We start from the raw sequence: 23,548 nt of genomic DNA on the forward strand, positions 1-23,548 counted from the left end.
GCTCTCCGCCAGTCGAATGCGGAAACGCAAACCGCGGACCACTGATGGTTTATCGATCTCGTGTGCCGCGGGCATGAGGGCTGCATAGGGGAACGCATGAGAACTCTCGTTGAGGCGATGTTGGAGGCGCAGCCGACGCTGATGCAGAAGGCGCAGAATCAGGTGACGCGCCGCACGGTGTTGAAACGGTTGGAGGAAAAAGTTCCTGCGCCCGTGCTGTCGCACTACCTGCGGATGGTCGATCAGGGCCGCAAAGGTGCGACCGTGGTGCGCAACGGCGTTTGCTCCGGGTGTCATCTGCGCGTCGCATCGGGCATTGTCGCGGCGCTGGCCCGACAGACCGACCTGCATCTTTGCGATAACTGCGGCGCCTACCTGATGCTTGCGCCGGAGGAGATGCCACAGTCGCACGCGGCCGAGCCCGCGCCCGAACCGGTGGCGGTCAAGACCCGCAAGCCGCGTGTGCGTCGCGTCGTCGAAGTCTGAACGAGAAGGACGGGAGTCATGACGCTGGCGGATTTGACCCGCGATCGGTTGTGCGTCCCCGCATGTCGGGGGCGCGACGCCACGAGCGTGTTGCTCGAACTGAGTCTCGCGTTTGCCGAGGCGGGCGTGGTGTCTGATTCGCTCTCGCTCTACAACGCCGCGCTCAACGAATACTTCCTCACCGATCGCGACGTGCTTGGGAGCGTGGCTTATCCGGTCTGCCGGCTGAGCGCGATCGAGGCGCCGGTGTTTGCCGTGGCGCGCAGCCGTGAGCCCTACACGTGGCGCGATGGGTTCTCGTCGGTGCGCTGGGTGTTCCTGATTCTCACGCCGCAGGTGCAGTCGCGCCGACTGTCGCGGCTGCTCGCGGCGATCTCCGAACTGGCCCATGACGATGCCGCGCTAGCCTCGTTGGCGCTGGCCGGCAATCGGGACGAACTGCTGGAGCGGTTGCGGACGGTGGAGCTGCCGGGCGGCGAGCCGCTGACGCCGGGCCTGGCCGCGAATCTCGATCCGGCGCTGCCGGCGACCCGGAGCTGAGGGTCGAGCGTCCTACGCTGGTCCGACGGCTGACGCTTGTTCATTTTCCAGGCGGCTGATTACCGGGAAGTATTTTGCCTTTTTGCTCCCGGCGGAGATCGACATGGCGATCGCGATGGATTCCGCGATCTCCTCGCGCGAGGCGCCTGCCTTAACGGCGCGCTTGTAATGGTACTCCAGGCACGGCAGGCAATCGGCGACCACCGAGGCCGAGACGGCGATGATTTCCTTGGTCTTTCCGTCGAGCACATTGGGCCGGTAGGCCTTGCTCGAGAACTGCTCCCACAACTCATCCATTTCATTGAGAAGGAACATGGGGAATCTCCTTGTTTCAGGGCGCTGCGTTCTGCGTTTGAATCGGCGACCGCTTCGTGATGCAGGTCGGTGCCGCATTTGTGACGCGGTCGTTGAAACGGATCAACGCTGGCGACTGCGTGTCGGGCGGGCGCCACGAGCCTGGCGCACTCACGAATGGCGTGATGTTTTCTGCGGCGGTTCAGCGCGACGAACCTGATCCAGCAGGTGATCGATCTCGGCGACCTGTGAGGCGGCCAACGGGGCCGCTTCCATCGCGGCGGCGTTTTCCCTCGCTTGGGCCGCGTTCCGGAATCCAGGGATCGGCACGACGATTGGCGACCTGCCCCACAAATACGCCAACGCCCCCTGCACCAACGTCCGACCACCCGACTGCAGGATCTCACGGACTGCGTCCAGCTGGTGCAAATACTCGGGCGCGGGCTGCGCATCACGGAAGAACTTTACCCACGGCTGCCCGCCGCCGCGCACGCTCTCAGCGCTGAAGCGGGAGTTCGCATCATAGCGGCCGCTCAACAAGCCCATTGCGAGCGGCGAGCGCGCGAGCGCTCCCCAATTACGGCGTGCGCACAGTTCCAGCGCCGGCCCGCCGGGATTGAACACGTTGGCCTCGATCTGCATCGCCCCGAACCGCGGGGCATCCACTAGGCGCTCGACTTGCGCCAAGTCGTCCGTGCTCCAGCCGTAGGTCCTGATCAGTCCTTCCTCACACAGTGACTCGAGCGCCGCCATCGCGTCATCCGCCGCGGCCGCTGACACCGTCCAGCAATGGATCAGATAGACGTCGATCACATTCGTCCGCAATCGGGTCAGTGAGGCCTGGCACGCCTGCCGGATATATCCCGGCGTTACATCCTCGCCGTCGACGTGCCTCGTCACGGGGTCGAACCGGTTGCCGAATTTGGTCGCGATCACGACCTCCGACCTACGCTGGGCGAGCGCACGACCGAGCACCTCCTCACTGTGCCCAGCTCCGTAGCAGTCCGCGGTGTCAAAAAGCGTCACGCCCGCGTCGAGCGCCGCGTGGATGGCGCGGGTCGATTCATCGTCGTCCACGTCGCCGTAGTAGCCCGGCTGCCCGCGAAAGATCATGCGGCCGCCGATCGGCCAGCAGCCGAGTCCGAGCGGGCTGACCTTCAATCCCGATTTGCCGAGGGTGCGCGATTGCTGCGGAAGCACGGTCGAGTTCATGCGCGCAGTTTCGCAGATGGACCAGGCAGGGCACAGAGCCACTTGAGCGCAATTTTCGTAGCACCACTCATCGGGTGCCACCGTGGAACGACGGCGCAGTGGAGTGGTTCATCCCCGCCCGTCGTCCGGGTCAGACGGTCCGGGTGAGGAACGGCGATCCAGGCTTGTGCGGTCGTGCCAGGCGGCTGTGGATGGCTGGGCCATGAGCCTACTTCCTACAGCCGGTGCCTCGGCCAGCCGGAGTTTTGCGATGCTCGCAACGTGCCGCTGGCTGATTGGACTCACGATGATCGTGGCCGCCCTGGGTGCGAAGGCTTCGACCAAAACCGAATGCATCTACCTCTCGGGCCGGGATGCGGCGAGTGCGGTGCCGTGGGAGTTTCGCGTGTCGGCTGGCGCGCGGGCGGGCGAGTGGGCGACGCTGCCGGTGCCGTCGAACTGGGAGCTGCACGGGTTCGGAACGCTGAGCTATCACAGCACGACGCCCAGCGAGAGCGGTGAATACCGCCATCGATTCGTCGTGCCGAAGGAATGGGCCGGAGCCCGGATCAAGCTCGTGTTCGATGGCGTGATGACGGACGCACGCGTCTCCGTGAACGGCCGGCCGGCGAGACCCGTGCACCAGGGTGGTTTTTATCGGTTCAGCTACGACGTGACCAATCTGGTCCGCTGCGGTGAGGAGAACTTGTTGGAGGTTGCGGTGTACGAGACGTCCTCGAACGACGGGGTGAATCGCGCCGAGCGGACCGGCGACTACTGGAACTTCGGTGGGATCTTTCGGCCGGTCTGGCTCGAGGTGAGCCCACCGCAGGCGATCGAGCGGCTGGCGATTGACGCGCGCGCGGACGGAGCGTTCTCGGTGGACGTGTTCGTCGAGGGTGAAGGTTCGGCCGCGCAGGTGGAGGTTCAGGTATTCGGCCGCGACGGCAGTCCGGTCGGACCGGCTTGGCGGTCGCCGTTGCACCACCCAGCAGAGTCGCAGCAGCCACGAACGTGGTCCGATCGGACCACGTTCGTGGCTCGGCTCACCGGCATGGTTGCGGCGCCCCTGACGTGGACGGCGGAGACACCGCACCTGTATGCGGCGGAAGTCCGGCTGCTCGATGCGGCTGGCACCGAGTTGCACCGCCGCCGGGCGCGGTTTGGTTTTCGCACGTTTGAGATTCGCCGCGGCGACGGGTTTTATCTCAACGGCCAGCGGATCGTGCTGCAGGGCGCGAACCGGCACTCGTTCAACGCGAGCACGGGGCGCGCGCTGTCCGAGGTCGATCATCGGGAGGACATCCGGTTGATGAAGGAGATGAATGCGACGGCCGTCCGAATGTCGCATTATCCGCCGGACGAACGGTTCCTCGAGCTCTGCGACGAGCTCGGCCTGTACGTACTCGACGAACTCGCGGGCTGGCAGAAGAGCTACGACACCGCGGTGGGACGGCAGCTGCTCGCGGCGATGGTCCAGCGCGATGTGAATCATCCGAGCGTGCTGCTGTGGGACAACGGCAACGAAGGCGGCTGGAACACCGAACTCGATGACGACTTCGCCAAGTGGGACCCGCAACGGCGGCCGGTGCTGCATCCGTGGCAAATCTTCAGCGGCGTGAACACGGCGCACTATCGGCTCTACCCGCAATTGCCGGCACTCGTCGCGGGACTCGAGACGGCGTGGCGGTACGATCCCAACGATGCCGGCAAACGCCGCGAACAACCGTTGATCTATTTGCCGACGGAGTTCCTCCACGGACTCTACGACGGCGGCGCGGGCGCCGGCATGGAGGATTATTGGACGCTGATGCGGAGCGGGAAGACGTTTGGTGGCGGATTCGTCTGGGCGTGGATGGACGAAGGCGTGCGTCGGCCCGACACCGGCGAGATCGACGTGCACGGCAACCAGGCGCCGGACGGGATTCTCGGGCCGCGACGCGAACGGGAGGCGAGTTTCTATACCTTGAAAGAGCTGTGGTCTCCGATCGCCGTCGTGGCGCCGCAAGGACGCGAGTTGTCCGATGACTTCGACGGGCGGCTGACGATCGAGAATCGTCACAGCTTCACGAACACGTCGGAGTGCCGGTTCGCGTGGGAACTGCGGCGGTTGCCGGAGTCGCGGCAGGACGAATCGAAAGCGAAACCGCAGGCCACCGGAATCGCCGCCGGTGTGGCGGTGGCGCCGCAGATCGCACCCGGCGCGAGGGGAGAGCTCCAACTCGCGCTGCCGGAGAACTGGCGCGACGCCGATGTGTTGGCGCTGCGCGTCGAGGATCCGAGCGGACGCGAGCTGTGGACCACCACGTGGGCGCTGCCGGGAGTCGAGCGGTTCGCGGGCATTGCGATGGAGGGCGCTTCACCTGATGCAGCCAAAGCGAGAAACCAGATCACGGGCGGGACGCCCGTGCCACGTGGCATGGGCGTCCCGCCCATGTCAGCAATCGAGCAGCCGGGTGCGCTGGTCGTGACGGCGAGTGAGCTCGTCGTGCGATTCGATCGGATCACCGGCGCGCTGGCCGAAATTGGCCGGAGAGACAAAAAGCTGTCGCTCGGCTCCGGGCTCCGCGCGCTGACGCAGTCATCGGTCTTGAGTTCACTGACCACGCGAGCGGAGGGTGGCGACTACGTGATCAGCTGCCGTTACGGGAATGGAGACGAGCGGGTCGCCGCTCCAGCCGGGCTGCGTTCGGTCGAGTGGCGCGTGCGCGCCGACGGCTGGATCGACTGCGCGTATCTCTACGCAGGGACGAAGGGCAGCACGTTCCAAGGCGTGGGATTCGATCTGCCGGGTGCCGAGATTCGCGGCAAGAGCTGGGTAGGCGACGGGCCTTATCGCGTGTGGCAGAATCGGCGGCGTGGGGTGACGCTCGGTGCGTGGTCGACCGCTTACAACGACACCATCACCGGCTGGCGAGGCTTCGAGTATCCCGAATTCAAGGGCTTCTTCTCGGGCGTGCGCTGGCTGACGCTGGACACGACGGCCGGTTCGCTGACAATCGTGCCACAGACGCCGGGCCTGTTCGTGCAGGTGATGCGCCCGGATCTGCCGCCGGTCGAGCTGCAGGCGAAAACGGCGCTGGCGCTGCCTGATGCCGACCTCGGCGTGCTGCACGCGATTCCGGCGATTGGCACGAAATTCAGCCGGCCGGAGGAGATGGGCCCGCAGGGGCAGACGCCCGAGGTGCAGCCGGAGTATCGGGGGGCGTTCAGCTTGAAATGGGAGTCGCCCTAGAGGGAAACTCGGATCTCGGATTTGCTCGGCGCTCGCCCTCCGGGCCGACTCTGTCGGGGCTAGCGGCGACACGGTCGCTCCGCCGCAGGCGGACGGAAATTTCGGACTAAGCTTCGCTCCTGTTCATGAAATTTCCGGGCTAGAGTTCGATGATTCCGCGCTGGACGGCGGCGGTGACGGCCTCGGTGCGGACCGCCACGTGCAGCTTGCCCATGATGTTCTTGAGGTGGTCCTTCACCGTGTATTCAGAAATCGCGAGCACGGCCGCGATTTCCTTGTTCGCCTTGCCCTTGGCGATCTCCTGCAGGACCTGGATTTCGCGACTGGTGAGTTCCTCGTAGGAACTGCGCATCGCGAGCCGAGTCGCGACGTCGTTGGGAATCCAGGGTTCGCCCGCGGCGACGGCGCGGATCGCGGGGATCAATCCTTCGCCGGTGGAGCTTTTCAGGACGTAGCCGCGCGCGCCGGCACGGAGTGCTTTGCGGATGTCTTCGTCACCGCTGAAGGCCGTCAGCACGAGAATGCGCGCGTGCGGATGATCGCGGCGGATCTGCTCGATCGCCTCCGTGCCGCTGCGCACCGGCATGCGCAAATCGAGCAACGCCACGTCCGGCTGGTGCTGCGTGAACAGCGCCACGGCTTCCGCGCCGTCGGCCGCCTGGGCGACGACGCTCATGTCGGGTTCCGCGTGGATCAACGACACCAGCCCGCTGCGGACGATGAAATGATCATCGGCCACGAGGATCCGAAGCTTGGCGGGACGACTCATCCGGAGGAGATCGTGGTTTCGACCGAAGCGGCGGCGGTTCGTTCGCTTAGCGGCTCCAGCGGCACCTCGAGTGTAAGGCTGGTGCCCTGGCCGGGTGCGCTGTCGACTTTGATGTGGCCGCCGAGCCGCTTCGCGCGCTCGGTCATGCCGAGCAGCCCGAAATGGCTTTCGGCGGCCGACGGCGCCGCGGGCACGTTGAAACCCACGCCGTCGTCCTCGATCCGCAGCCGCAATGTCGACGGGGAAAAGGTCAGCGTCGCAAGGACACGCCGGGCGCGGGCGTGCTTGGCGATATTGGTAAACGCCTCCTGTCCGATCCGGAGCACGTTTTCCTCGACGACCTCCGGTAGCGGCCGCCGATCGCCGGTGGTGCGGAAATCGATCGTCAGCGACGTGCCGTCGACGAGCTGCTCGGCGCTTTGCCGCAGCGCCTTGGCGAGGTCGAACTGCTCCAGCTCGCGGGAACGCAGGTCCCAGATCGAGCGGCGCAGGTCGACCTGACTTTGATGGAGCCAGTTGCGGGCGAGCTGCAGGTGATGCTGCGACTGCTCGCCATCGCGGCCGAAGAGTTTCGCCGCCGTGTCGAGCTGCAGCGCGATGCCGGTGAGCGTTTGTTCGAGCGTGTCGTGCAGGTCCCGGGCCAGCCGCGTTCGCTCGGCGAGCACGGCGCGGAACTGAACCTCCTCGGTCTTGCGCGCGCCCATCTCGACGTGCAGCTGCGCGGTGCGCTCCGCGACCTTCTGCTCGAGCGTATCGTGTGCTTCCTGCAACTCGCGTTGGGCGGACTCGCGCTCACGAATCACGTCACGCAGCGCGGCGTTCTTGCGCGAGACGGTGAGCAGCCAACCAATCGCGACGATCAGCACCAGGCTGACGCCGACCATGCCGATCAGCAGACGCTGGGGAGTGAACCAGCTGGGTTGCGCGACGATGCGGAACGAGGTGGGCGAGGGGAGGAGCAATTTCAACGACTGCAATCGGCCGTGCGTATCGACCGTGGAGACGCACACGCCGTCCCACTCGACCACGCTGCCGATCGGGATCACGGCGGGCGCCGGCGTGTCGGCGGCGGTTTCGCATTCGGCGGTAAAGCTGAGTTCGTCGCCCTGCATCAGCCAGGTGGTGGCCAAGCCGGAGAAGCCGCTGGCGGTTCGTGCGACCGGCCGCGTCGTTTGCTCGAGCACGCGGCCGCGCAGCGTGATCGACGCGCCGTGATGCAGCCCCTCCTTGAGCTCAGACCACGGCGCCGGCCGGACGGGCACCGGCTGTGTGGCGGCGGTTCCACGCCGCAGGACCGCATCGCGCAGCAGCGGCAGATGATGCTCGTATTCGAGAAAACCGGCCGCTTCGACCTCGTCGCCGAGCGTGAACACGTCCGTCTGATTGCTCTGGAGTTGCAGGCCGCCCGAATCGTCCTGAACGAAAATAACGTCTCCGGCTCGCTGGTAAGTCACCCGACCGCGCACATGCATGCGCGGAGCCGCGCCGCTGTCGCGGCGGTAGCCAGCCACATTTTTCAGCGGGACCGGTGGCGTTGTGAACGGATTCGTCGCTTCGGGTTCGAGGACGGTCAGATCATCCCACGTCGGCACGTAGACGGCGACGGACGTGAGGTGCCGCAGCGCGGCATTGTAGTGGGTCGCGGTGGTGCCGCGCACGCGGACCCGCGCGGCGATAAGAGCATCAGGCCGGCCGACACTCAATGGAGGCGCGCAGACCTGCAACCGGAAGCCGCCGACCGCCAGCTCGAGCGTGGTGCGCGCGGGCTCGACGACGACCGTGCGCACCAACCCCGTGATCTCGATCCGGAGCCCGTCCTCGAAGCCAGCCTCCAGGTTTTCGATCAGCACGGGCTTCGCGGCCGGCAGCGGCGCGGTGCCGAGCTTGCGCCATTCCGGAAGACTGATGATGGGCGCAAACGCGCCGGGATGGCTGACGCCGCTGACGGTCACCACGTCCCCGGGCGCCGGGCCGCTGCGCCGCAGGTTTTCCACAAACACGCCGCCGGTCTCGTCCTGCACGAAAAACTGGCCGCTCCAGTCGGACTCCGCAGCGGTGACCACACCGGTGACGGTGATGGGAAGCCGTTTGGCCGCTTGTTCGGCGGAGAGTGACAGCACGGATGCGGCGCTCGTGAGCCGCGCGGTCTCCGCCACCTGCGCGACGGCAACTCCGCCGACAAAAAGGATGGCGAGCAGAAGGGAAAGGCATCGGGGTAGCATCATGATCACGAGCAGACGGGCTGGGGCGGAGGCTCGCGCGAGGACGCCGGGACTGTAGCCGGTTATGCTCCGTTTCCAAGTCGCCTTGAGCCCCTCGAAAGAGGGATATCGGGCGCGCCGCGTCGATGGTAGATTGAGCCGTCCCGGAGCGACTACCCGCCACCCCACACCGCGGGCGACCGACGCTCGCTCTCCCCCTGCTCTAGCACCACCACACATGAAACCCCATTGTTTGTTCGTCGCGGGAGCGTTTTCCGCGGCGATGATCGTGTCCGCGACGCGGGCGCAAACGGCGAGCCCGGCCCCGACCGAGCGCGCTTCGGAAGAGGAACCCGTCGTTCTCTCGCCCTTCAAGGTCGATGCCTCGCGCGACAAGGGCTATCGCGCCACCAACTCGATCTCCGGCACGCGGCTCAACACCGCGATCAAGGATCTGCCGATGCCCATCGAGGTGATCACCGAGGAATTCCTGCGCGACACCGGTGCGCGCACGCTGCGCGATTCGCTGCGCTACAGCTCGGGCATCCTGCTGCAGACGCAGAACGACTACTCGGCGCCCGCGGGCAGTTTCTCCACCAGTCCGGGCAAGATCAATAACCCGGAGGGCATGACGGCGAGCGCGACGCAAACCAACATGAAGATCCGCGGCTTCCAGACCGAGTCGGTGCTGCGCGACGGTTTCCGCCGGCAGAACGCCACCGATTCGGTGAACATCGACCGCGTCGAGATCGCGCGCGGGCCGGCCTCGCTGCTCTACGGCGTCGGCAACTTCGGCGGCGTGGTGAACTACTTGGTGAAGCAGCCGCTGCGCGAGCGCGCCACCGAACTCTCGGCCACTTACGGCAGCGACAACTTCATGCGGGCGACGCTCGACACGACGGGTCCGATCACGGCGAACGGAAGCGTGGCGTATCGGCTGACCGGCGCGTGGCAGGACACCGGCTCCTACACGGACTTCAACGACGAGAATCACTATTTCATTTCGCCGGTCGTGAGCTGGCGGCCGTTCGAGAGCACCGAACTGGTTTTCGACGTCGAATACGGCCACCAGAAAAACATGGGCATCGGCTGGCAGACGCTCCGCGCGGTGGCGTCGCCCTACGTCAACGAGGCGTCGGGCTACAACGGCAATTTTTATCAGATCCCCGGCAGGGACGTGCGCGAATTTCGGTGGAGCGGACCGGACACCTATCGCGACGGCGAGTCGGCGAATTTTTTGGTGAAGCTCACGCAGCGGATCACCGACAATCTGCACCTGCTGGTCGGCGTGAACCGCTCGACGTTCAACTACGACCAGCTCGACAACCTCGCGCATTTCCGGCGGATCGAGGGCGATCCGGGCGACATCGCCTGGGCGGTGGCGCCGGTGACGTATGCGGGACTCTCCTCGACGCAGTCGGGCATTCCGGTCGGGCCGCAGCCGTCGGCGATCGGTTACCAATGGGAGCTGCGGCAGCAGGAGGACGTGCACGACCAGGTTCGCGCCGAGCTCAATTTTGCCGGCGAGCTGTTTAGGGATTCTTCGAAGTGGCTGCGGATGAAGCACTCGTTGCTCGGCGGATTCAGCTATACGCGGGAGACCTCCGAGTATCACACGCGCCAGACGCCAGGCGACGTGGTGAACTACCACAGTCCGGCCGACTACAGCTATTTTCGGTTTGGACAGCAGGGCAACGGCACGCCGGACCACCCGCTCGTCGAGTGGGACAACCAGGAGACCACGGTTTCAAACCCGGCGCTTTATCTGGTCTACCAGGGCCGGCTGCTGGACGACCGGCTGACGCTCATCGGCGGCACGCGGCGGGATCGGAGTTGGAACAGCGTGTGGCAGTATAATCCGCAGTATCGCTCCGACGGCACGAAAGGCGGCGACGCCGAGCGCACGGATCTGCGGAGCGACACGAACAAGGACACGACTTACCAGTGGGGCGCGAGCCTCGCGATCACGCCGAAGAAGGATCTGTCGATTTACTGGATGCGCTCCGAAGGCGTGCAGCCGAACTACCAAGGCAAGCTCGATCTCTACGGACGGCCGTTGCAGGCAGCGATCGCGACGAACAAGGAGATCGGCTTGAAATTCGACCTCTTCGGCGGACGACTCTCCGGCACGATCAGCAAGTTCAAGATCGTCCGCGAACGCGGGCAGGTGGGCAGCTCGAGTCTCGTGTGGTTTGCGCCCGTGGTTTCGGGCAACCTGAAGTTCGATCCGGCGAAGGACATCGTTTACCGGGTCGACGAACTCAATCCCGTGACTAATGACTGGAACGGCGCCGCCGTCGCGTCTGCGGCGCAGTGGGACGCTGCGGTGGCCGCCGGCTCGGTTTACCAGGCGACAAACTCCGCCGGCGAGACGCACTGGTATGCGAACGCGTCCAAGCCCACCGGCGCGGCGCTGCTCGACGCGGTGTTCGCGAACGTTCACGCCCAGAAACAATACGGCTGGTGGGGCTGGATCTACGGTGGAGCCGATCCCGGCAGTCTGCCGTTCGACAACCTCGTCAACAACGCGACGATGGACGACAACGGCGCGCAGCGCGCGGTCGCCACCGGCACCGACCAGTCGAAAGGCTGGGATACGCAGATCATCTGGTCGCTGACCGACAATCTGCAGGTCGTCGCCACGTGGTCGCACATCGAGAAACGGGTGCTCAATGCACAGGCGTGGGCGAAGTATCCGTATCCGCAGGATCGCTGGGCGATCTGGTATGCCCCGATTTCGTGGGCCGCGACCGCCGGCCGGCCGCTCAGCGAAGTCTACACGGACCCGACCGACACCTCGACGTTCATCGCGTTCGGCAAAGGGCTGCCGATGGACGACACGCCGGAAAACCAGGCGACGCTGTGGGTGAACTACAAGTTCACCGAAGGCACGATGAAAGGCTGGTCGTTCGGCGCGGGCGGTTGGTGGGAGGACGAGCGTTCGATCTATCCGGCCTACGGCCAGAATGCGCTCGATAACCAAGGCAACCCGATCTTCCTCTCCACGAAGGCCCGCACCTCGGTCAACGCGATGGTGCGTTACGAATTCCTGCTGCGCGGTCGCGAGTCGAGCGTGCAGCTCAACGTCGACAACGTGCTCAACGACCGGGACCTCTACGGCTTCATCTACGCCGCACCGATCCGCTGGCAGCTGTCGTTCAATCATCGGCTCTAGCCGGCCGGCACTTTCACGTTCTCCCTGACACACACAGGCGGAAAACGGGTAGGGCGCGTTCTGCTGGCCAGTAGAACGCTCCGCGCCGTGACGATGTACCATCACCGCGGCAGCGAGATGGACTCGCCGCCCTACCTTTTCCCCTTCCAGCCACGTTCCAGCGCTCGCGTTCCGGTGGAGCCCGCCATCCCGGCGGGCCTGAGGCGCCCCGCGCAAGCTTGGCGGGGACGCCGGGCTCCACCGGGATAACGCGTCCGCCAGGACGACAGAAATTTTCCTCCAACAGGTCATTTTCCCATGTATTCACACTTCCGCTCACTCACGTTGCTGGCATCGTTTGGCGGCGCGTCGTTCGCGTTTGCCGCCGGCGTGCCCTCCGCGCAGGTTTACCTGACGCAAAAAGACGCGCCGCACCGGCTCGCGGCGACCGGAGCCTTGCGCTTCGCACCGTTGCCCCAGCCCATGGAGAAGCAGCAGTGCGTGTTTGTGGATCCGACGCACGAGTTCGAAACACTGCTCGGCATTGGCGGCGCGATCACCGACGCGGCGGCGGAGACATTCGACAAGCTGCCGGAGACGAAACGCGCGGAGCTGCTACGCGCCTACTACGATCCACGAGCCGGGATCGGTTACTCGCTCGCGCGGACCCACATCAACAGCTGCGATTTTTCCTCCGGCAGCTACACCTACGTGGCGGAGGGTGACCGCGAGCTGAAGAGCTTCGATATCGCGCCGGACCTGCGACACCGGATCCCGCTGCTGCGGGCGGCGCTGAAGACCGCCGGACCGGGGTTGACGGTTTACGCCAGCCCGTGGAGCCCACCGGCGTGGATGAAGGACAGCGGCGACATGCTGCATGGCGGCAAGCTGCGGCCGGACATGCGCGCGGCGTGGGCGAACTATTTCGTAAAGTTCATCCACGCCTATGAACAAGCGGGCGTGCCGCTCTGGGGCGTGACGGTGCAGAACGAGCCGATGGCGGTGCAGATCTGGGAGTCGTGCATCTTCACGGCGGAGGAGGAGCGCGACTTCGTGCGCGATCACCTCGGCCCGACACTGAAGGCGAGCGGGCTGGGCGGGAAGAAGATCGTCGGCTGGGACCACAACCGCACGCAACTCTACCAGCGCGCGACGACGTTGCTCAGCGATCCTGCCGCCGCGCAGTATCTGTGGGGCCTCGGGTTTCACTGGTATGTGAACGACACGTTCGAAAACGTCCGCCGCGTGCGCGATGCCTTCCCGCAAGCGCAGTTGATGATGACCGAGGGGTGCAACGGACCATTCGATTTCGCCAAGATGAACGACTGGGATCTGGCCGAAAACTACGGCCGCTCGATGATCCACGATTTCAACAACGGTGCGGTCGGTTGGACCGACTGGAACATCCTGCTCGACGAGACGGGCGGGCCGAACCACGTGGGGAACTTCTGCTTTGCGCCGGTGCATGGCGACACGCGGACGGGCGAGCTGCATTTCACGCCGGCGTTCTACTACATCGGCCATTTTTCGAAGTTCATCCGACCCGGCGCGCGGCGGATCATCGCCTCGCCGACGGTGGACCGGTTGATCGCGACGGCGTTCAAAAACACCGACGGCAGCATCGCTGTCGTGGTGATGAATCAGTCGGCCGAAGATCAGCCGTTCCACGTCTGGATGAACGGCCAGGCAGCGTCTACGCGCTGTCCGGCGCGGTCGATCATGACGGTGGTGATCGGGGTGGAGCAGTGAGCCGCAGAACGCGACCGCGCGAGAGGTGAGGGACGGCTCTCCGGAGAGCGTCCCTCCCGCCCGTTTCGGCGGGCAAAACCATCCTTATCGATCCTGGCCAAACCGCGGGCGCGTCGCCGCGGGATTCTTTTCATGATTGAATCCCGTCATATCGCGCGGTCATGCTCCGGCTCACATGCGCGTGCCCCTGCACATCGTGGAAAAACGCCGGGAGCAGCTCCGGCAGCTGATCCGCACCGACGGATTCCTTCCGATCGCCGAGATCTGCCGCCGGCTGGAAGTCTCCGAGGCGACCGCGCGCCGCGATCTGGTCGCCGTTGCCGCCTCCGGCCACATCACGCGGACGCGCGGCGGCGCGCTGGCGGACTACAACACGACGTTCGCCTCGCACGGACAGCGCGCGCATCGTGCCCGAACCGCCAAAACCCGGATCGCGGCGGCTGCCCTCGCGCGAATTCCCGCCTCCGGCACGGTGTTTCTCGACGCCGGCACGACGGTTCAGGCGATTGCGCGGCTGCTGCTCGGCCGTCAGCCGTTCACCAAACTCACCGTCGTGACCAACAGCCTGCCGCTCGCGACGATTCTTGGCGGCGCCCCCGGCCTCGAGCTGCACGTCCTCGGCGGCATGTTCCTCCATCGGCAGGCGATCCTGCTCGGCCCGCAATCGACGCGGACGCTCACCGCCTGGAAGTTCGATGCGGCGTTCCTCGGCGGCGAGGGGATGGATGCACAGGGAGTCACCAACTCGCACGCCAACATCGCCGCCTTCCAGCAGGCGGTGCTGCGGCGCGCGGCGAAAGCCTACTTTTGCCTTGATGCCACCAAGCTCGGCCGCGCCACCCCGCATCGCGTGGTCGGCTGGGATCGGTCGATTCACCTGATCACCGACGCCACCCCCGCGGCACTGGCCAGGGCGTCGATCGCTCTCCCGCTTACCCACTACATTCCCGCGAAGTAGATCCTGTCCCCGGCACCCAGCCGGCAAGGACGGCCTGTTAAGCCGCCCCTGTGGGTTTTTTCCCGCCTGGTAATGGGCCCGGTCTCTCAGCTCTGGGCCTTCAGCTCTCCGCTGCTTATATGATCGAAGCTAATCATATAATGCGCAGCTTCCGCCAAAATCCGGGGAGCCGCTGGCGTTCCTTTCTGGCAGGCTGAACCCTGCGATGTCATCCACACCGCCCGCCCCCGCTGCCCCCCACCGTGCCGAAATCGAGCACGTCGTGCGGCGGCTCCTTTACCAGCGGCTCGGTCAGCCGCTGCCACGTTCCGCCCGGGCGCCGCGACCGCTGATCGTCAACGTCAGCGCCCGGCACTGCCATCTCACCCCGCAGGCCGTCGAAACGCTTTTCGGCCGCGGTCACCAGCTCCAGCCGAAGAAATGGCTCTATCAGGCCGGCCAGTTCGCCGCCGAGGAGACCGTCACGCTCATCGGCCCGCGCAGCCGGGTCATCTCCAATCTCCGCATCCTGGGCCCCTGCCGCGATCTGAACCAGGTCGAGCTCGCCAATACCGATGCGATCTCGCTCGGTTTCGAGGCGCCGGTGCGCGCGTCCGGCGACATCAAAGGCACTCCCGGCTGCATGCTGATGGGCCCGGTCGGTTTCCTGGAGCTGCCGCAGGGCGTGATCCGCGCCGCGCCGCACGTGCACATGCACCCCGACGACGCCGCGTTTTACGGCGTGAAGCCTGGCAGTTTCATCCACCTCCGCGTCGGCGGCCCATGCGCGATGACGTTCGACCGGATGCTCGTGCGCGTTTCGCCCGATTTCAAACTCGAGGTGCACATCGACACCGATGAGGGCAACGCCTGCGGTCTCACCCCCGGCACGCCGTGCGAGCTCGTTCCCTGACTTCGGCGCCTGCCGTAACCATCGCCTGCCTTTTTCTCCTGATCGTCCCAACCCAACTCAATCCCACGTCTCATGAATGAATCCCTCGGCATGATCGAAACCAAGGGCTACGTTGGCTCCATCGAAGCCAGCGACGCCATGGTCAAAGCGGCCGGCGTCTCGCTCGCCCGCCAGGTCCAGATCGGTGGCGGCCTCGTCACCATCATCGTCAAAGGCGACGTCGGCAGCGTGAAAGCCGCCGTCGAAGCCGGCGCCGATGCCGCCAAGCGCGTCGGTGAACTCGTCTGCGCCCACGTCATCGCCCGCCCGCACGGCGAGCTGCTGAAACAATTCGGCTTGGCCTGACCCACGTAGGGCCGGCGCTCGCCGCCGGCCGCGGCTGCCGGCGAGCGGCAGCCCTACAGTTCCCCTCCTCAACTCTTATCTATCAATTGTTCGTCCAACTCCGCCGCGTTCGCGGCGCTCTCCCATGGCACAAGAAGCTCTCGGCATGATTGAAACCAAAGGCCTCTGCGCTCTCCTCGAGGCCTCCGACGCCGCCCTCAAGGCGGCCAACGTTACGATGACCGGCTACGAAGCGATTGGCTCGGGCCACGTCGCCGGATTTTTCCGCGGCGACGTCGCGTCCCTCAAAGCCGCCGTCGATGCCGGCGCCGAAGCCGCCAAGCGCGTCGGCGAGGTCATCGCGGTCCAGGTGATTCCGCGGCCGCACGACGAGCTCAGCAACCTCGGCAAGTGGCTCGCGTGATCAGCTTGGCGCATTAACGACGCCGTTTGGTTGTAGCCGGGGTCGTCGACCCCGGCACCGGGCTCAACGAGCCCGGCTACATCCGACCCTCCCTTGAAACTCCTCGTCGCCAATCTCGGCTCCACGTCGTTCAAATACCGGCTGTTTTCGCTCAACGGCGAACAGGCGGCATTGCTCGCACGCGGTGGCAGCGAACGCGTCACGGACTACGGCGCGGCGATCGATCACGCCCTGGGCGAGCTCGCTCGGGGCGGCCACGTGCAGCGCGGGGAGGAATTGGACGGCGTTGGGTTCAAGACCGTCTTCGGCGGCGAACTCACCGGCTGTGTACTCGCCGACGAGCGCGTCGAGCAGGCGCTGCTCGACACCGCCGATCTCGCACCGGCGCACAATCCGCCGTATGCCGCGGGACTGAAACTCTTCCGCGAGCGGCTGCCGTCGGTGCCGCGCGTGGCGCTGTTCGAGACCGCGTTTTATCAGTGGGTGCCGGATTATGCGCGCCGCTACGCGGTGCCCGAAGCCTGGCACGCGGCCGGCATTCGCCGCTTCGGTTTTCACGGCGCCAGTCACAAGTTCGTCGCGGAGCGCTCCGCCGAGCTGCTCGCTCGCGATGAAGTCGCCGCCGTCGCGCGCCGGCTTTACCTCGACGGTCCCCGTCCGATCGCCGGCGCGCCGCTGCGCGTGATTTCCTGCCATCTCGGCGGCTCGAGCTCCGTCACCGCGATCGTCGACGGCGTCGCGGTGGGGACGAGCATGGGCCTGAGCCCGCAATCCGGACTGGTGCAAAGCACGCGCGTGGGCGATCTCGATTCCGCCGCGCTCGGCTGCGCCATGCGCCGGCTCCAGCTCGCGCCCGCCGACGCCGAACGGCAGTTGGTAAAAGACAGCGGACTGCTCGGGCTCTCCGGCGTGAGCGGCGACCTGCGCGACATTCGCGCCGCTGCGGATCAGGGCAACGCCCGAGCCCAGCTCGCGATCGACGTCTTCATCCACAGCATCCGCCACTGGATCGGCGCGTTCTGGTTCGAACTCGGCGGCTGCGACGCGCTCGTGTTCACCGGTGGCATCGGAGAAAACAACCCCTGGCTGCGCGAGGCCGTCTGCACCGGGCTGTGCGATCTCGGTCTCTTCCTCGACCCCGACGCCAACGCGTCGTCACCGCCGGAGTTCAACCTCGCGGATCCGGATTCGCGCACGCGCGTGCTCGTCATTCCGGCGAACGAAGAACTGGTCGTCGCCCGCGAAGCCGCCCGGCTGATCGCCGCGCGAGCAATTCCGGCAGGGCCGCCGCTTGCCGCCGAGCCGCGACTGCCCGTGGACGGCAACCCTCCGACTCTTGACTCTCAACTCTCAACTCCTCGTTCAACTCTCAGCTCTAGACTCTGAGCTCCGGACTCTTCCTCAACCCTCAACTCTCAACTCCAACATCATGTCCCAACCCGCCCTCGGTCTCCTCGAAACGCGCGGTCTCACGGCGCTCGTCGCCGGTACCGACGCCATGCTCAAGTCTGCCAACGTCACGCTCGTCGGTCCGATGAAACAGGTCGGCAACGCGCTCGTGACCGCGGTTGTCACCGGCGATGTCGCCGCCGTCAAGGCCGCGACCGAAGCCGGCGCCGCCGCCGCCCGCCAATACGGCGAGGTCGTCACCGTGCAGGTGATCGCCCGGCCGCACGACGACATCGCCAGCGTTCTCCCGAAAGCGCCCGCTGCCAAAAAGTGAGGGTAGGGCGCGTTAGCCTTAACGCACCGCTCCCTTCTCGCACGCGCGACGGCGGCTTAAGGACAAGCCGCCCTACCGCCTCGCCCTCAACTCCAGTCTCCCCGGCCTTCGCCCGGTTCAGGGTCTCCGATTCTCAACCCTCAACTCGCTCCGAGCTCTCAGCTCTAGACTCTCGGCTCTCAGCTCATTCCCCATGTTCCTCGCCCGCGTCATCGGCTCCGTGGTCTCCACCAAAAAGGACGAGACCATGCGCGGCCGAAAACTCCTGCTCCTTCGTCCGATGCTGATCGACGAAGCGAATCCCGCCGCGTTCAAACCCGGCGCGAACACCGTGGTCGCGGTGGATGCCGTCGGTGCCGGCACTGGCGATCTCGTGCTGTTCTGCCAAGGTAGCTCCGCCCGCCAGGCCACCGGCATGAAGACGCTGCCGATCGACGCCGCCGTCGTCGGCCACGTCGACACCGTCGAGGTCATGGGCAAGCGGATCGCGTAACTTCAGGAGGTAGGGCGAACCGTCCCGGTGAGCCGCGGCTCGGCGAGGACGCCTCGCCCTACCAGCACTTCGCTCGCTCTCAGCTCTAGACTCTCCGCTCTAAGCTCTCATTTCCATGCCTTCCCTCCCGATCGACGAAACTCTCGTCCGCAGCGTCGTTGAAGAAGTTGTCCGCGCGTTCGCGCGCAACGGCGGCACGATCGGAACGGCTTCCGCTTCGACCGCCGCCGCTCCGTCCCGCGCTGGCGCCGGTCCCGCGCTCGTTTCGACTCGCAACTCGGGTCCGCGTTACGGCGTGTTTCAGGACGTTCCCTCCGCCGTTGCTGCCGCCCAGGCCGCCTACCTGCAGCTCTGCGTGAAAGGGGTCGCCGCGCGCGCCAAGGTCGTCGAGATCGTCAAAGCCCTCGCGACGCAAAACGCCGAGGAGTGGGGCAAGTTCGAGTTCGCCGAGACCAAGATCGGCCGGCTCGACCACAAGATCGAAAAGCTCCAGATCGTGAAACTCGTGCCCGGCGTCGAGTGGCTGCACCCCGACGCGCGCAGCGGCGATCACGGCATCACGCTCGAGGAATACACGCCGTTTGGCGTCATCGCCGCGATCCTGCCGATGACGCATTCGATCCCCACGCTGTCCGGCAACATCATCAACATCGTCGCCGCCGGCAACGCGGTGATCTTCAACCCGCACCCGGGTGGCGCGCGCTCGGCCGCGCTCGCGGTCCGCGCCTACAACGAGGCGATCACTGCCGCCACCGGCATCGAGAATCTCGTCTGCACGATCGAGCAGCCGACCCTCGAGTCGTTCGACGCGCTTTGCCAGGCGCCCGAGGTCCGCGTGCTCTGCGTCACCGGCGGCCCGGCCGTCGTCGCCGCCGCGATGAAGTCCGGCAAACGCGCGATCTGCGCCGGCCCGGGCAATCCGCCCGTGCTGGTCGACGACACCGTCAATTTCGACAAGGCTGCGCGCGATATCATTCAGGGCGCCGCCTACGACAACAACCTGCTCTGCGTCGGCGAAAAAGAGGTGTTCGTCCTCGACAAGGTCGCGGACAAGTTGATCTCCGCCTTCGCGCGCAACGGCGCCCGGCAGCTCAACAGCTCGCAGCTCGAACGGCTCACCGCCGCCGCCTTCACCAACAAGCCTGACGCCGGCGGCTGCTCGCACCCCGTGCTCAACCGCAGCTTCGTCGGCGTCGACGCCGCCGTCCTCGCGCGGCACGCCGGCACCGAGGTCCCCGCCAACACGCCGCTGCTCTTCGCCGAAACCGACGCGAATCACGCCTTCGTGATTGAGGAGCAGATGATGCCGATGATTCCGATCGTCCGCGTGAAGTCGGTCGAGGAAGGCGTCGCCGCCGCAGTGAAAGCCGAGCACGGCTACAAGCACTCCGCGATCATCCACTCGCTTAACGTTGATCACATGACGATGATGGCCCGCGCGCTCGACACGACCGTGTTCATCAAGAACGGCCCGTGCGTCGCCGGCCTCGGCCTCGGCGGCGAAGGCTATCTCAGCTACTCGATCGCCACCACCACCGGCGAGGGCATCACCACGCCACGCACCTTCACCCGCACGCGCCGCTGCGTGATGGTCGACAACCTCCGGATCTACTAAACCGCCACGCCCGCGACCGCCCACTCGTTCTCCCGCCAACTCAACTCCGACCTAACAACTGCAACCTTTTGGGGGCACTGCTTGCGGCTGCCGACGCGGCCCAAGGTCCGCACCCTACCGCCGAATTCGCCGAAACCGATCTCCGATCTCCGACCATGAACTACGCCCGTATTGACGGCACGATCGTCGCCTCCGCCTGCCATCGCAGCATGGGCGGCACGCGCACGGTCATCTGTCAGCCGATCGATGCGGAAGGCCGGGACGAAGGAGCACCGATTCTCGCGGTCGATCCGCTCGGCGCCGGCTTGCACGAGGTCGTGATCCTCTCGACCGACGGCTCGGCCACGCGCGAGTTCGTGCGCGATCCGAAATCCCCGCTCCGCAACCTGATCATCGGGATCGTCGATCCGACGGCAACGTAGGTCCGGCGCTTGCCGCCGGCCGCGGCTACCGGCAAGCGGCCGCCCTACCGCTCTCAACTCTCAACCTTAACTCTCAACCGGCTCCAGCTCTCAGCTCTAGACACTCAGCTCTCAGTAAATCTCCATGCGCCTCGGCATCGTCATCGGTCGCGTCACGCTCACGCAAAAGGAGCCCGTCTACAACGGCGGCCGTTTGCTGATCGTGCAGCCATGGACCCGCGCCGAGTTCGCCGCTGCGTCCGCCGATCGTTCTGGAGACGCGACGCCCTCGTCGCGTCCCATCGGGTCCAACATAGCCCTTCCGCTGCCGAAGGGTTCCAGCGTCATCGTCTATGACGAACTCGGCGCCGGCATCGGCAGCATCATCGGCTTCACCGAAGGCGCCGAAGCGACCATGCCCTTCACCGGCGATGCGCCCGTCGACGCCTACTGCGCCTGCATCGTCGATCAGGTGGATTATCAACCGCCAGCCGCCGCCAACCCAGTCGATAGGGCGGCTCTGTGAGCCATCCGTAGCCATTCGCGGACGCCTCGGAGAGGCGTCCCCACCTCTCTCAATCCTCATCTCTCAACTCTCAACTTTCCGATGCCACAAGTTCTCACCGCTCGCGAAGTCCAGGACCTCGTCCGCGCCGGGCAGCCCGTGCCGGAAGGCGCGCTGCTGACGCCGTCCGCCCGCGACTTCCTCGAAGATCACAAACGCACCGCCCGCGGCTCGTCGCGTCCCGCTCCTGTAGCCGGGTTCGTCGAACCCCGCTCGGCACCCTCCACCACGGGCTCATCGAGGCCGGCCACAGCAGCACTCACCGTGGTTCCGGCCGCAGGTCTCTCAACCCTCAACTCTCAACTCTCAACTTCCTCGGCCCCGGCCACGCCCGACTACGAGTTTCGCTGGACGCCCGGCTCCGATCCAAAGACGCCCGCCGAGATCGAGCGGTTCTTCCGCTCCGAGCCGATCGAAATCCTCAAGCGCAGGATCTGCGACATTGGCCGTCGGCTCTGGCTGAAGGACTACACCGACGGCAACGGCGGCAACATCACCATCCGCGTCGGTGACAACCTCGCGCTCTGCACGCCCACGCTCATCTGCAAGGGCTTCATGACGCCCGAGGACATGTGCCTCGTCGACCTCGACGGCAACCAGCTCGCCGGCACGCGCGTCCGCACGAGCGAAGCGAAGACGCATTTCGGGATCATGAAACGGCAGCCCGCCGCGAAGGCCTGCGTGCACGCGCACCCGCCACACGCCACCGCGTTCGCGATCTCCAACGCGAAGATTCCTTCGGCCCTCATTCCGGAAGCGGAGGTGTTCCTTGGCCGGATCGGCATCGCCCAGTACGAAACGCCCGGCACGCCCGCCAATGCCGAGGAAGTCGGCCGCGTCGGCGTCGATCACCAGGCGGTGCTCATGCAGAATCACGGCGTGATCGTGTGGGGCAAGGACGTCGAGGACGCCTACTGGAAAATGGAGAACATCGACGCCTATTGCCGCACGATCGCGATCGCCGCGGGGCTCGGCACAGGCCTGCATCGTTTCGGTCCCGACAAGCTCAAGGATCTCATCGCCCTCCGCCAGAAGCTCGGCATGCCGGATCCGCGCGCGAACTTAAAGGAAGCGGAACTCTGCGACGACAACAGCGAGTTTCGCCCCGCCGTCGTCTGCCAGACTCCCGCCGGCTCGCTCGCCGCGCCCGCGGGCAACGAACCCGCCGCCAATCCCGAAGTCGAAGCGCTCGTGCAGAGACTCACCGAGGAGATCCTGCGCCAGCTGCAGAACAAGTAGCGGAACGCGACACACCCCGGCGCTTCGCGCCACCCCTCTCCGGAGGGGATTGGTCGTGAATTGTCGCTTGCGATCCCCTTGAGAGGGGTGCCCGAAGGGCGGGATGTGTTGCCATCGGCCCTCCCCAGCGTCGTCGGCTCTCAACTCTCAACCCTCAACTTTTCCTCGGCCAAGCTCTCAGCTCTTGGCCTTCTTCGCATGAAACTCACCATCATCGGCGGCGGCGGCCGCGTCGGATCCAACGCGGCATTCGCGCTGCAGTGCGCCGGCATTGTTTCCGAAATCCAATTGCTCGATGCCAATGCCGAGCTCGCCGCCGGCGAGGCGCTCGATCTTCTGCACGGCTCCGCTTCGGTCGCCGACCAGCGGATCTATGCCGGTGACTACGCGCGTGCCGCCGACAGCGATATGTTCGTGGTCACCGCCGGACTGCGGCGCAAACCCGACGAGTCACGGCTGGACCTGATCAACCGCAACGTCGCGCTGTTCGACAGCATCCTCGCGTCGATCAAGCAAGCCGGCCTGCGCAAGGACGCGCTCGTCTTCGTGGTCTCCAATCCGGTCGACACGCTGACGCAGCTCGCGGTCGCGCGACTGGGCTTGCCGTCGCAGCAGGTGCTCGGGCTCGGCACGATGCTCGACACCGCGCGCTTCCGCTCGCTTATCGCCGAGCAGCTGAAACTCGCGCCGACGCAGGTGAAGGCGCTGATCCTCGGTGAACACGGTGACACCATGGTGCCAATCTGGTCGAGCGCCACCGCCGCCGGACTCCCGCTGGAAAAGATGCCGGGCGTTACGCCGAGCTTTCAGCAGCAGATTTTCGAACGCACCAAGACCAGCGGCGCCGAAGTCATTCGTCGCAAGGGCGGCGCCGGCTGGGCCGTCGCGATCACCATCGCCGAGGTCGTGCACGCGATCGCGCAGGACAAGCGCCAGCTGCTCCCCGTCTCGTCGCTGCAGCAAGGCTGCTATGGATTGCGCGACGTTGCCCTCAGTGTGCCGACGGTGGTCGGTCGTGGCGGCGTGATCTCGCACGTCGAGATTCCGCTCTGGCCGAAGGAGCAGCAGGGCCTGCAAGCCAGCGCCCGCGCATTGCAGGAAATCTGGTCGAAGGTGAGGCCACGGTAGGGCGCGTTATCCTTAACGCGCCGTGCGAATTCGCGGCGGGCTAAGGATAGCCCGCCCTACCTTTGCCCGAGCTCTCAGGCCCCCCGTCCTTCAAACAGTCTGCTCGCCGGCCGCTTGCGCTTCGGCCGTCTCACGCACTGACTAGTCGCACGCTTCCTTTCGCTTTG

21 protein-coding genes are annotated in these 23,548 nt (G+C 65.9%); 17 read left to right on the forward strand and 4 right to left on the reverse strand.

Annotation, left to right across the window (positions count from 1 at the left end; translation table 11 throughout):
* The first annotated feature begins 96 nt into the window (after window positions 1-96).
* The gene (locus OTER_RS06480; RefSeq protein WP_083767641.1) at window positions 97-486 is read left to right on the forward strand and encodes a C4-type zinc ribbon domain-containing protein; all 390 of its coding nucleotides are present in this window, start codon (window positions 97-99) and stop codon (window positions 484-486) included.
* Between the two features lie 18 nt (window positions 487-504).
* Window positions 505-1,026, forward strand: coding sequence for a PTS sugar transporter subunit IIA (locus tag OTER_RS06485; protein ID WP_012374103.1), 522 nt, complete (start codon window positions 505-507; stop codon window positions 1,024-1,026).
* Window positions 1,027-1,038: 12 nt separating this feature from the next.
* On the opposite strand, the gene OTER_RS06490 is transcribed toward OTER_RS06485, so the two are convergent.
* Both OTER_RS06490 and OTER_RS06495 read right to left on the reverse strand, forming a co-directional pair.
* The gene (locus tag OTER_RS06490; RefSeq protein ID WP_012374104.1) at window positions 1,039-1,341 is read right to left on the reverse strand and encodes a carboxymuconolactone decarboxylase family protein; all 303 of its coding nucleotides are present in this window, start codon (window positions 1,339-1,341) and stop codon (window positions 1,039-1,041) included.
* Between the two features lie 150 nt (window positions 1,342-1,491).
* The gene (locus OTER_RS06495; protein ID WP_012374105.1) at window positions 1,492-2,532 is read right to left on the reverse strand and encodes an aldo/keto reductase; all 1,041 of its coding nucleotides are present in this window, start codon (window positions 2,530-2,532) and stop codon (window positions 1,492-1,494) included.
* A 202-nt stretch (window positions 2,533-2,734) separates the two neighbouring features.
* Here OTER_RS06495 and OTER_RS06500 point away from each other — a divergent pair, with 202 nt between their 5' ends.
* Complete coding sequence (locus OTER_RS06500) at window positions 2,735-5,746, forward strand: glycoside hydrolase family 2 protein (RefSeq protein ID WP_148218033.1); 3,012 nt, start codon at window positions 2,735-2,737, stop codon at window positions 5,744-5,746.
* A 139-nt stretch (window positions 5,747-5,885) separates the two neighbouring features.
* On the opposite strand, the gene OTER_RS06505 is transcribed toward OTER_RS06500, so the two are convergent.
* Window positions 5,886-6,515 (reverse strand): response regulator, encoded by a 630-nt coding sequence (locus OTER_RS06505; RefSeq protein ID WP_012374107.1) that lies wholly within the window; start codon window positions 6,513-6,515, stop codon window positions 5,886-5,888.
* Window positions 6,512-8,740, reverse strand: coding sequence for a histidine kinase (locus OTER_RS06510; protein ID WP_012374108.1), 2,229 nt, complete (start codon window positions 8,738-8,740; stop codon window positions 6,512-6,514). Before OTER_RS06510 ends, OTER_RS06505 begins: the two co-directional genes overlap by 4 nt.
* Before the next feature lie 214 nt (window positions 8,741-8,954).
* On the opposite strand from OTER_RS06510, the gene OTER_RS06515 reads away from it, so the two are divergent.
* From OTER_RS06515 to OTER_RS06580, 14 genes are all read left to right on the forward strand, one after another.
* Window positions 8,955-11,891 (forward strand): TonB-dependent siderophore receptor, encoded by a 2,937-nt coding sequence (locus OTER_RS06515; RefSeq protein WP_012374109.1) that lies wholly within the window; start codon window positions 8,955-8,957, stop codon window positions 11,889-11,891.
* A gap of 297 nt (window positions 11,892-12,188) precedes the next feature.
* The gene (locus tag OTER_RS06520) at window positions 12,189-13,619 is read left to right on the forward strand and encodes a glycoside hydrolase family 30 protein (protein WP_012374110.1); all 1,431 of its coding nucleotides are present in this window, start codon (window positions 12,189-12,191) and stop codon (window positions 13,617-13,619) included.
* A 175-nt stretch (window positions 13,620-13,794) separates the two neighbouring features.
* Window positions 13,795-14,577 carry a DeoR/GlpR family DNA-binding transcription regulator gene (locus tag OTER_RS23825; protein WP_012374111.1) on the forward strand — a complete coding sequence of 261 codons (783 nt, stop codon included), beginning with the start codon at window positions 13,795-13,797 and terminating at the stop codon, window positions 14,575-14,577.
* 205 nt (window positions 14,578-14,782) lie between these two features.
* A complete protein-coding gene (pduL, locus tag OTER_RS06530; protein WP_012374112.1) occupies window positions 14,783-15,469 on the forward strand; it encodes a phosphate propanoyltransferase in 687 nt (228 codons plus the stop codon).
* A gap of 72 nt (window positions 15,470-15,541) precedes the next feature.
* Window positions 15,542-15,814 (forward strand): BMC domain-containing protein, encoded by a 273-nt coding sequence (locus OTER_RS06535; protein ID WP_012374113.1) that lies wholly within the window; start codon window positions 15,542-15,544, stop codon window positions 15,812-15,814.
* A 124-nt stretch (window positions 15,815-15,938) separates the two neighbouring features.
* On the forward strand, window positions 15,939-16,217 hold the full coding sequence (locus tag OTER_RS06540; protein ID WP_012374114.1) for a BMC domain-containing protein: 279 nt from the start codon (window positions 15,939-15,941) through the stop codon (window positions 16,215-16,217).
* 93 nt (window positions 16,218-16,310) lie between these two features.
* Window positions 16,311-17,603, forward strand: a complete 1,293-nt coding sequence (locus tag OTER_RS06545; RefSeq protein ID WP_012374115.1) for an acetate/propionate family kinase — start codon at window positions 16,311-16,313, stop codon at window positions 17,601-17,603.
* 43 nt (window positions 17,604-17,646) lie between these two features.
* Complete coding sequence (locus tag OTER_RS06550; protein WP_012374116.1) at window positions 17,647-17,940, forward strand: BMC domain-containing protein; 294 nt, start codon at window positions 17,647-17,649, stop codon at window positions 17,938-17,940.
* Window positions 17,941-18,133: 193 nt separating this feature from the next.
* The gene (locus OTER_RS06555; protein ID WP_012374117.1) at window positions 18,134-18,433 is read left to right on the forward strand and encodes a EutN/CcmL family microcompartment protein; all 300 of its coding nucleotides are present in this window, start codon (window positions 18,134-18,136) and stop codon (window positions 18,431-18,433) included.
* Between the two features lie 115 nt (window positions 18,434-18,548).
* Window positions 18,549-20,048: an aldehyde dehydrogenase gene (locus tag OTER_RS06560; protein WP_012374118.1), complete on the forward strand. Its 1,500-nt coding sequence runs from the start codon at window positions 18,549-18,551 to the stop codon at window positions 20,046-20,048.
* 155 nt (window positions 20,049-20,203) lie between these two features.
* Window positions 20,204-20,470 carry a EutN/CcmL family microcompartment protein gene (locus tag OTER_RS06565; RefSeq protein ID WP_012374119.1) on the forward strand — a complete coding sequence of 89 codons (267 nt, stop codon included), beginning with the start codon at window positions 20,204-20,206 and terminating at the stop codon, window positions 20,468-20,470.
* 124 nt (window positions 20,471-20,594) lie between these two features.
* Window positions 20,595-20,975: a EutN/CcmL family microcompartment protein gene (locus OTER_RS06570; protein ID WP_012374120.1), complete on the forward strand. Its 381-nt coding sequence runs from the start codon at window positions 20,595-20,597 to the stop codon at window positions 20,973-20,975.
* Between the two features lie 81 nt (window positions 20,976-21,056).
* Complete coding sequence (locus OTER_RS06575) at window positions 21,057-22,253, forward strand: class II aldolase/adducin family protein (RefSeq protein WP_012374121.1); 1,197 nt, start codon at window positions 21,057-21,059, stop codon at window positions 22,251-22,253.
* A gap of 198 nt (window positions 22,254-22,451) precedes the next feature.
* Complete coding sequence (locus OTER_RS06580; protein WP_012374122.1) at window positions 22,452-23,381, forward strand: lactate/malate dehydrogenase family protein; 930 nt, start codon at window positions 22,452-22,454, stop codon at window positions 23,379-23,381.
* Window positions 23,382-23,548: the final 167 nt, after the last annotated feature.

Origin of the sequence: Opitutus terrae PB90-1 (assembly GCF_000019965.1) — a bacterium.
Lineage (GTDB): Bacteria > Verrucomicrobiota > Verrucomicrobiia > Opitutales > Opitutaceae > Opitutus > Opitutus terrae.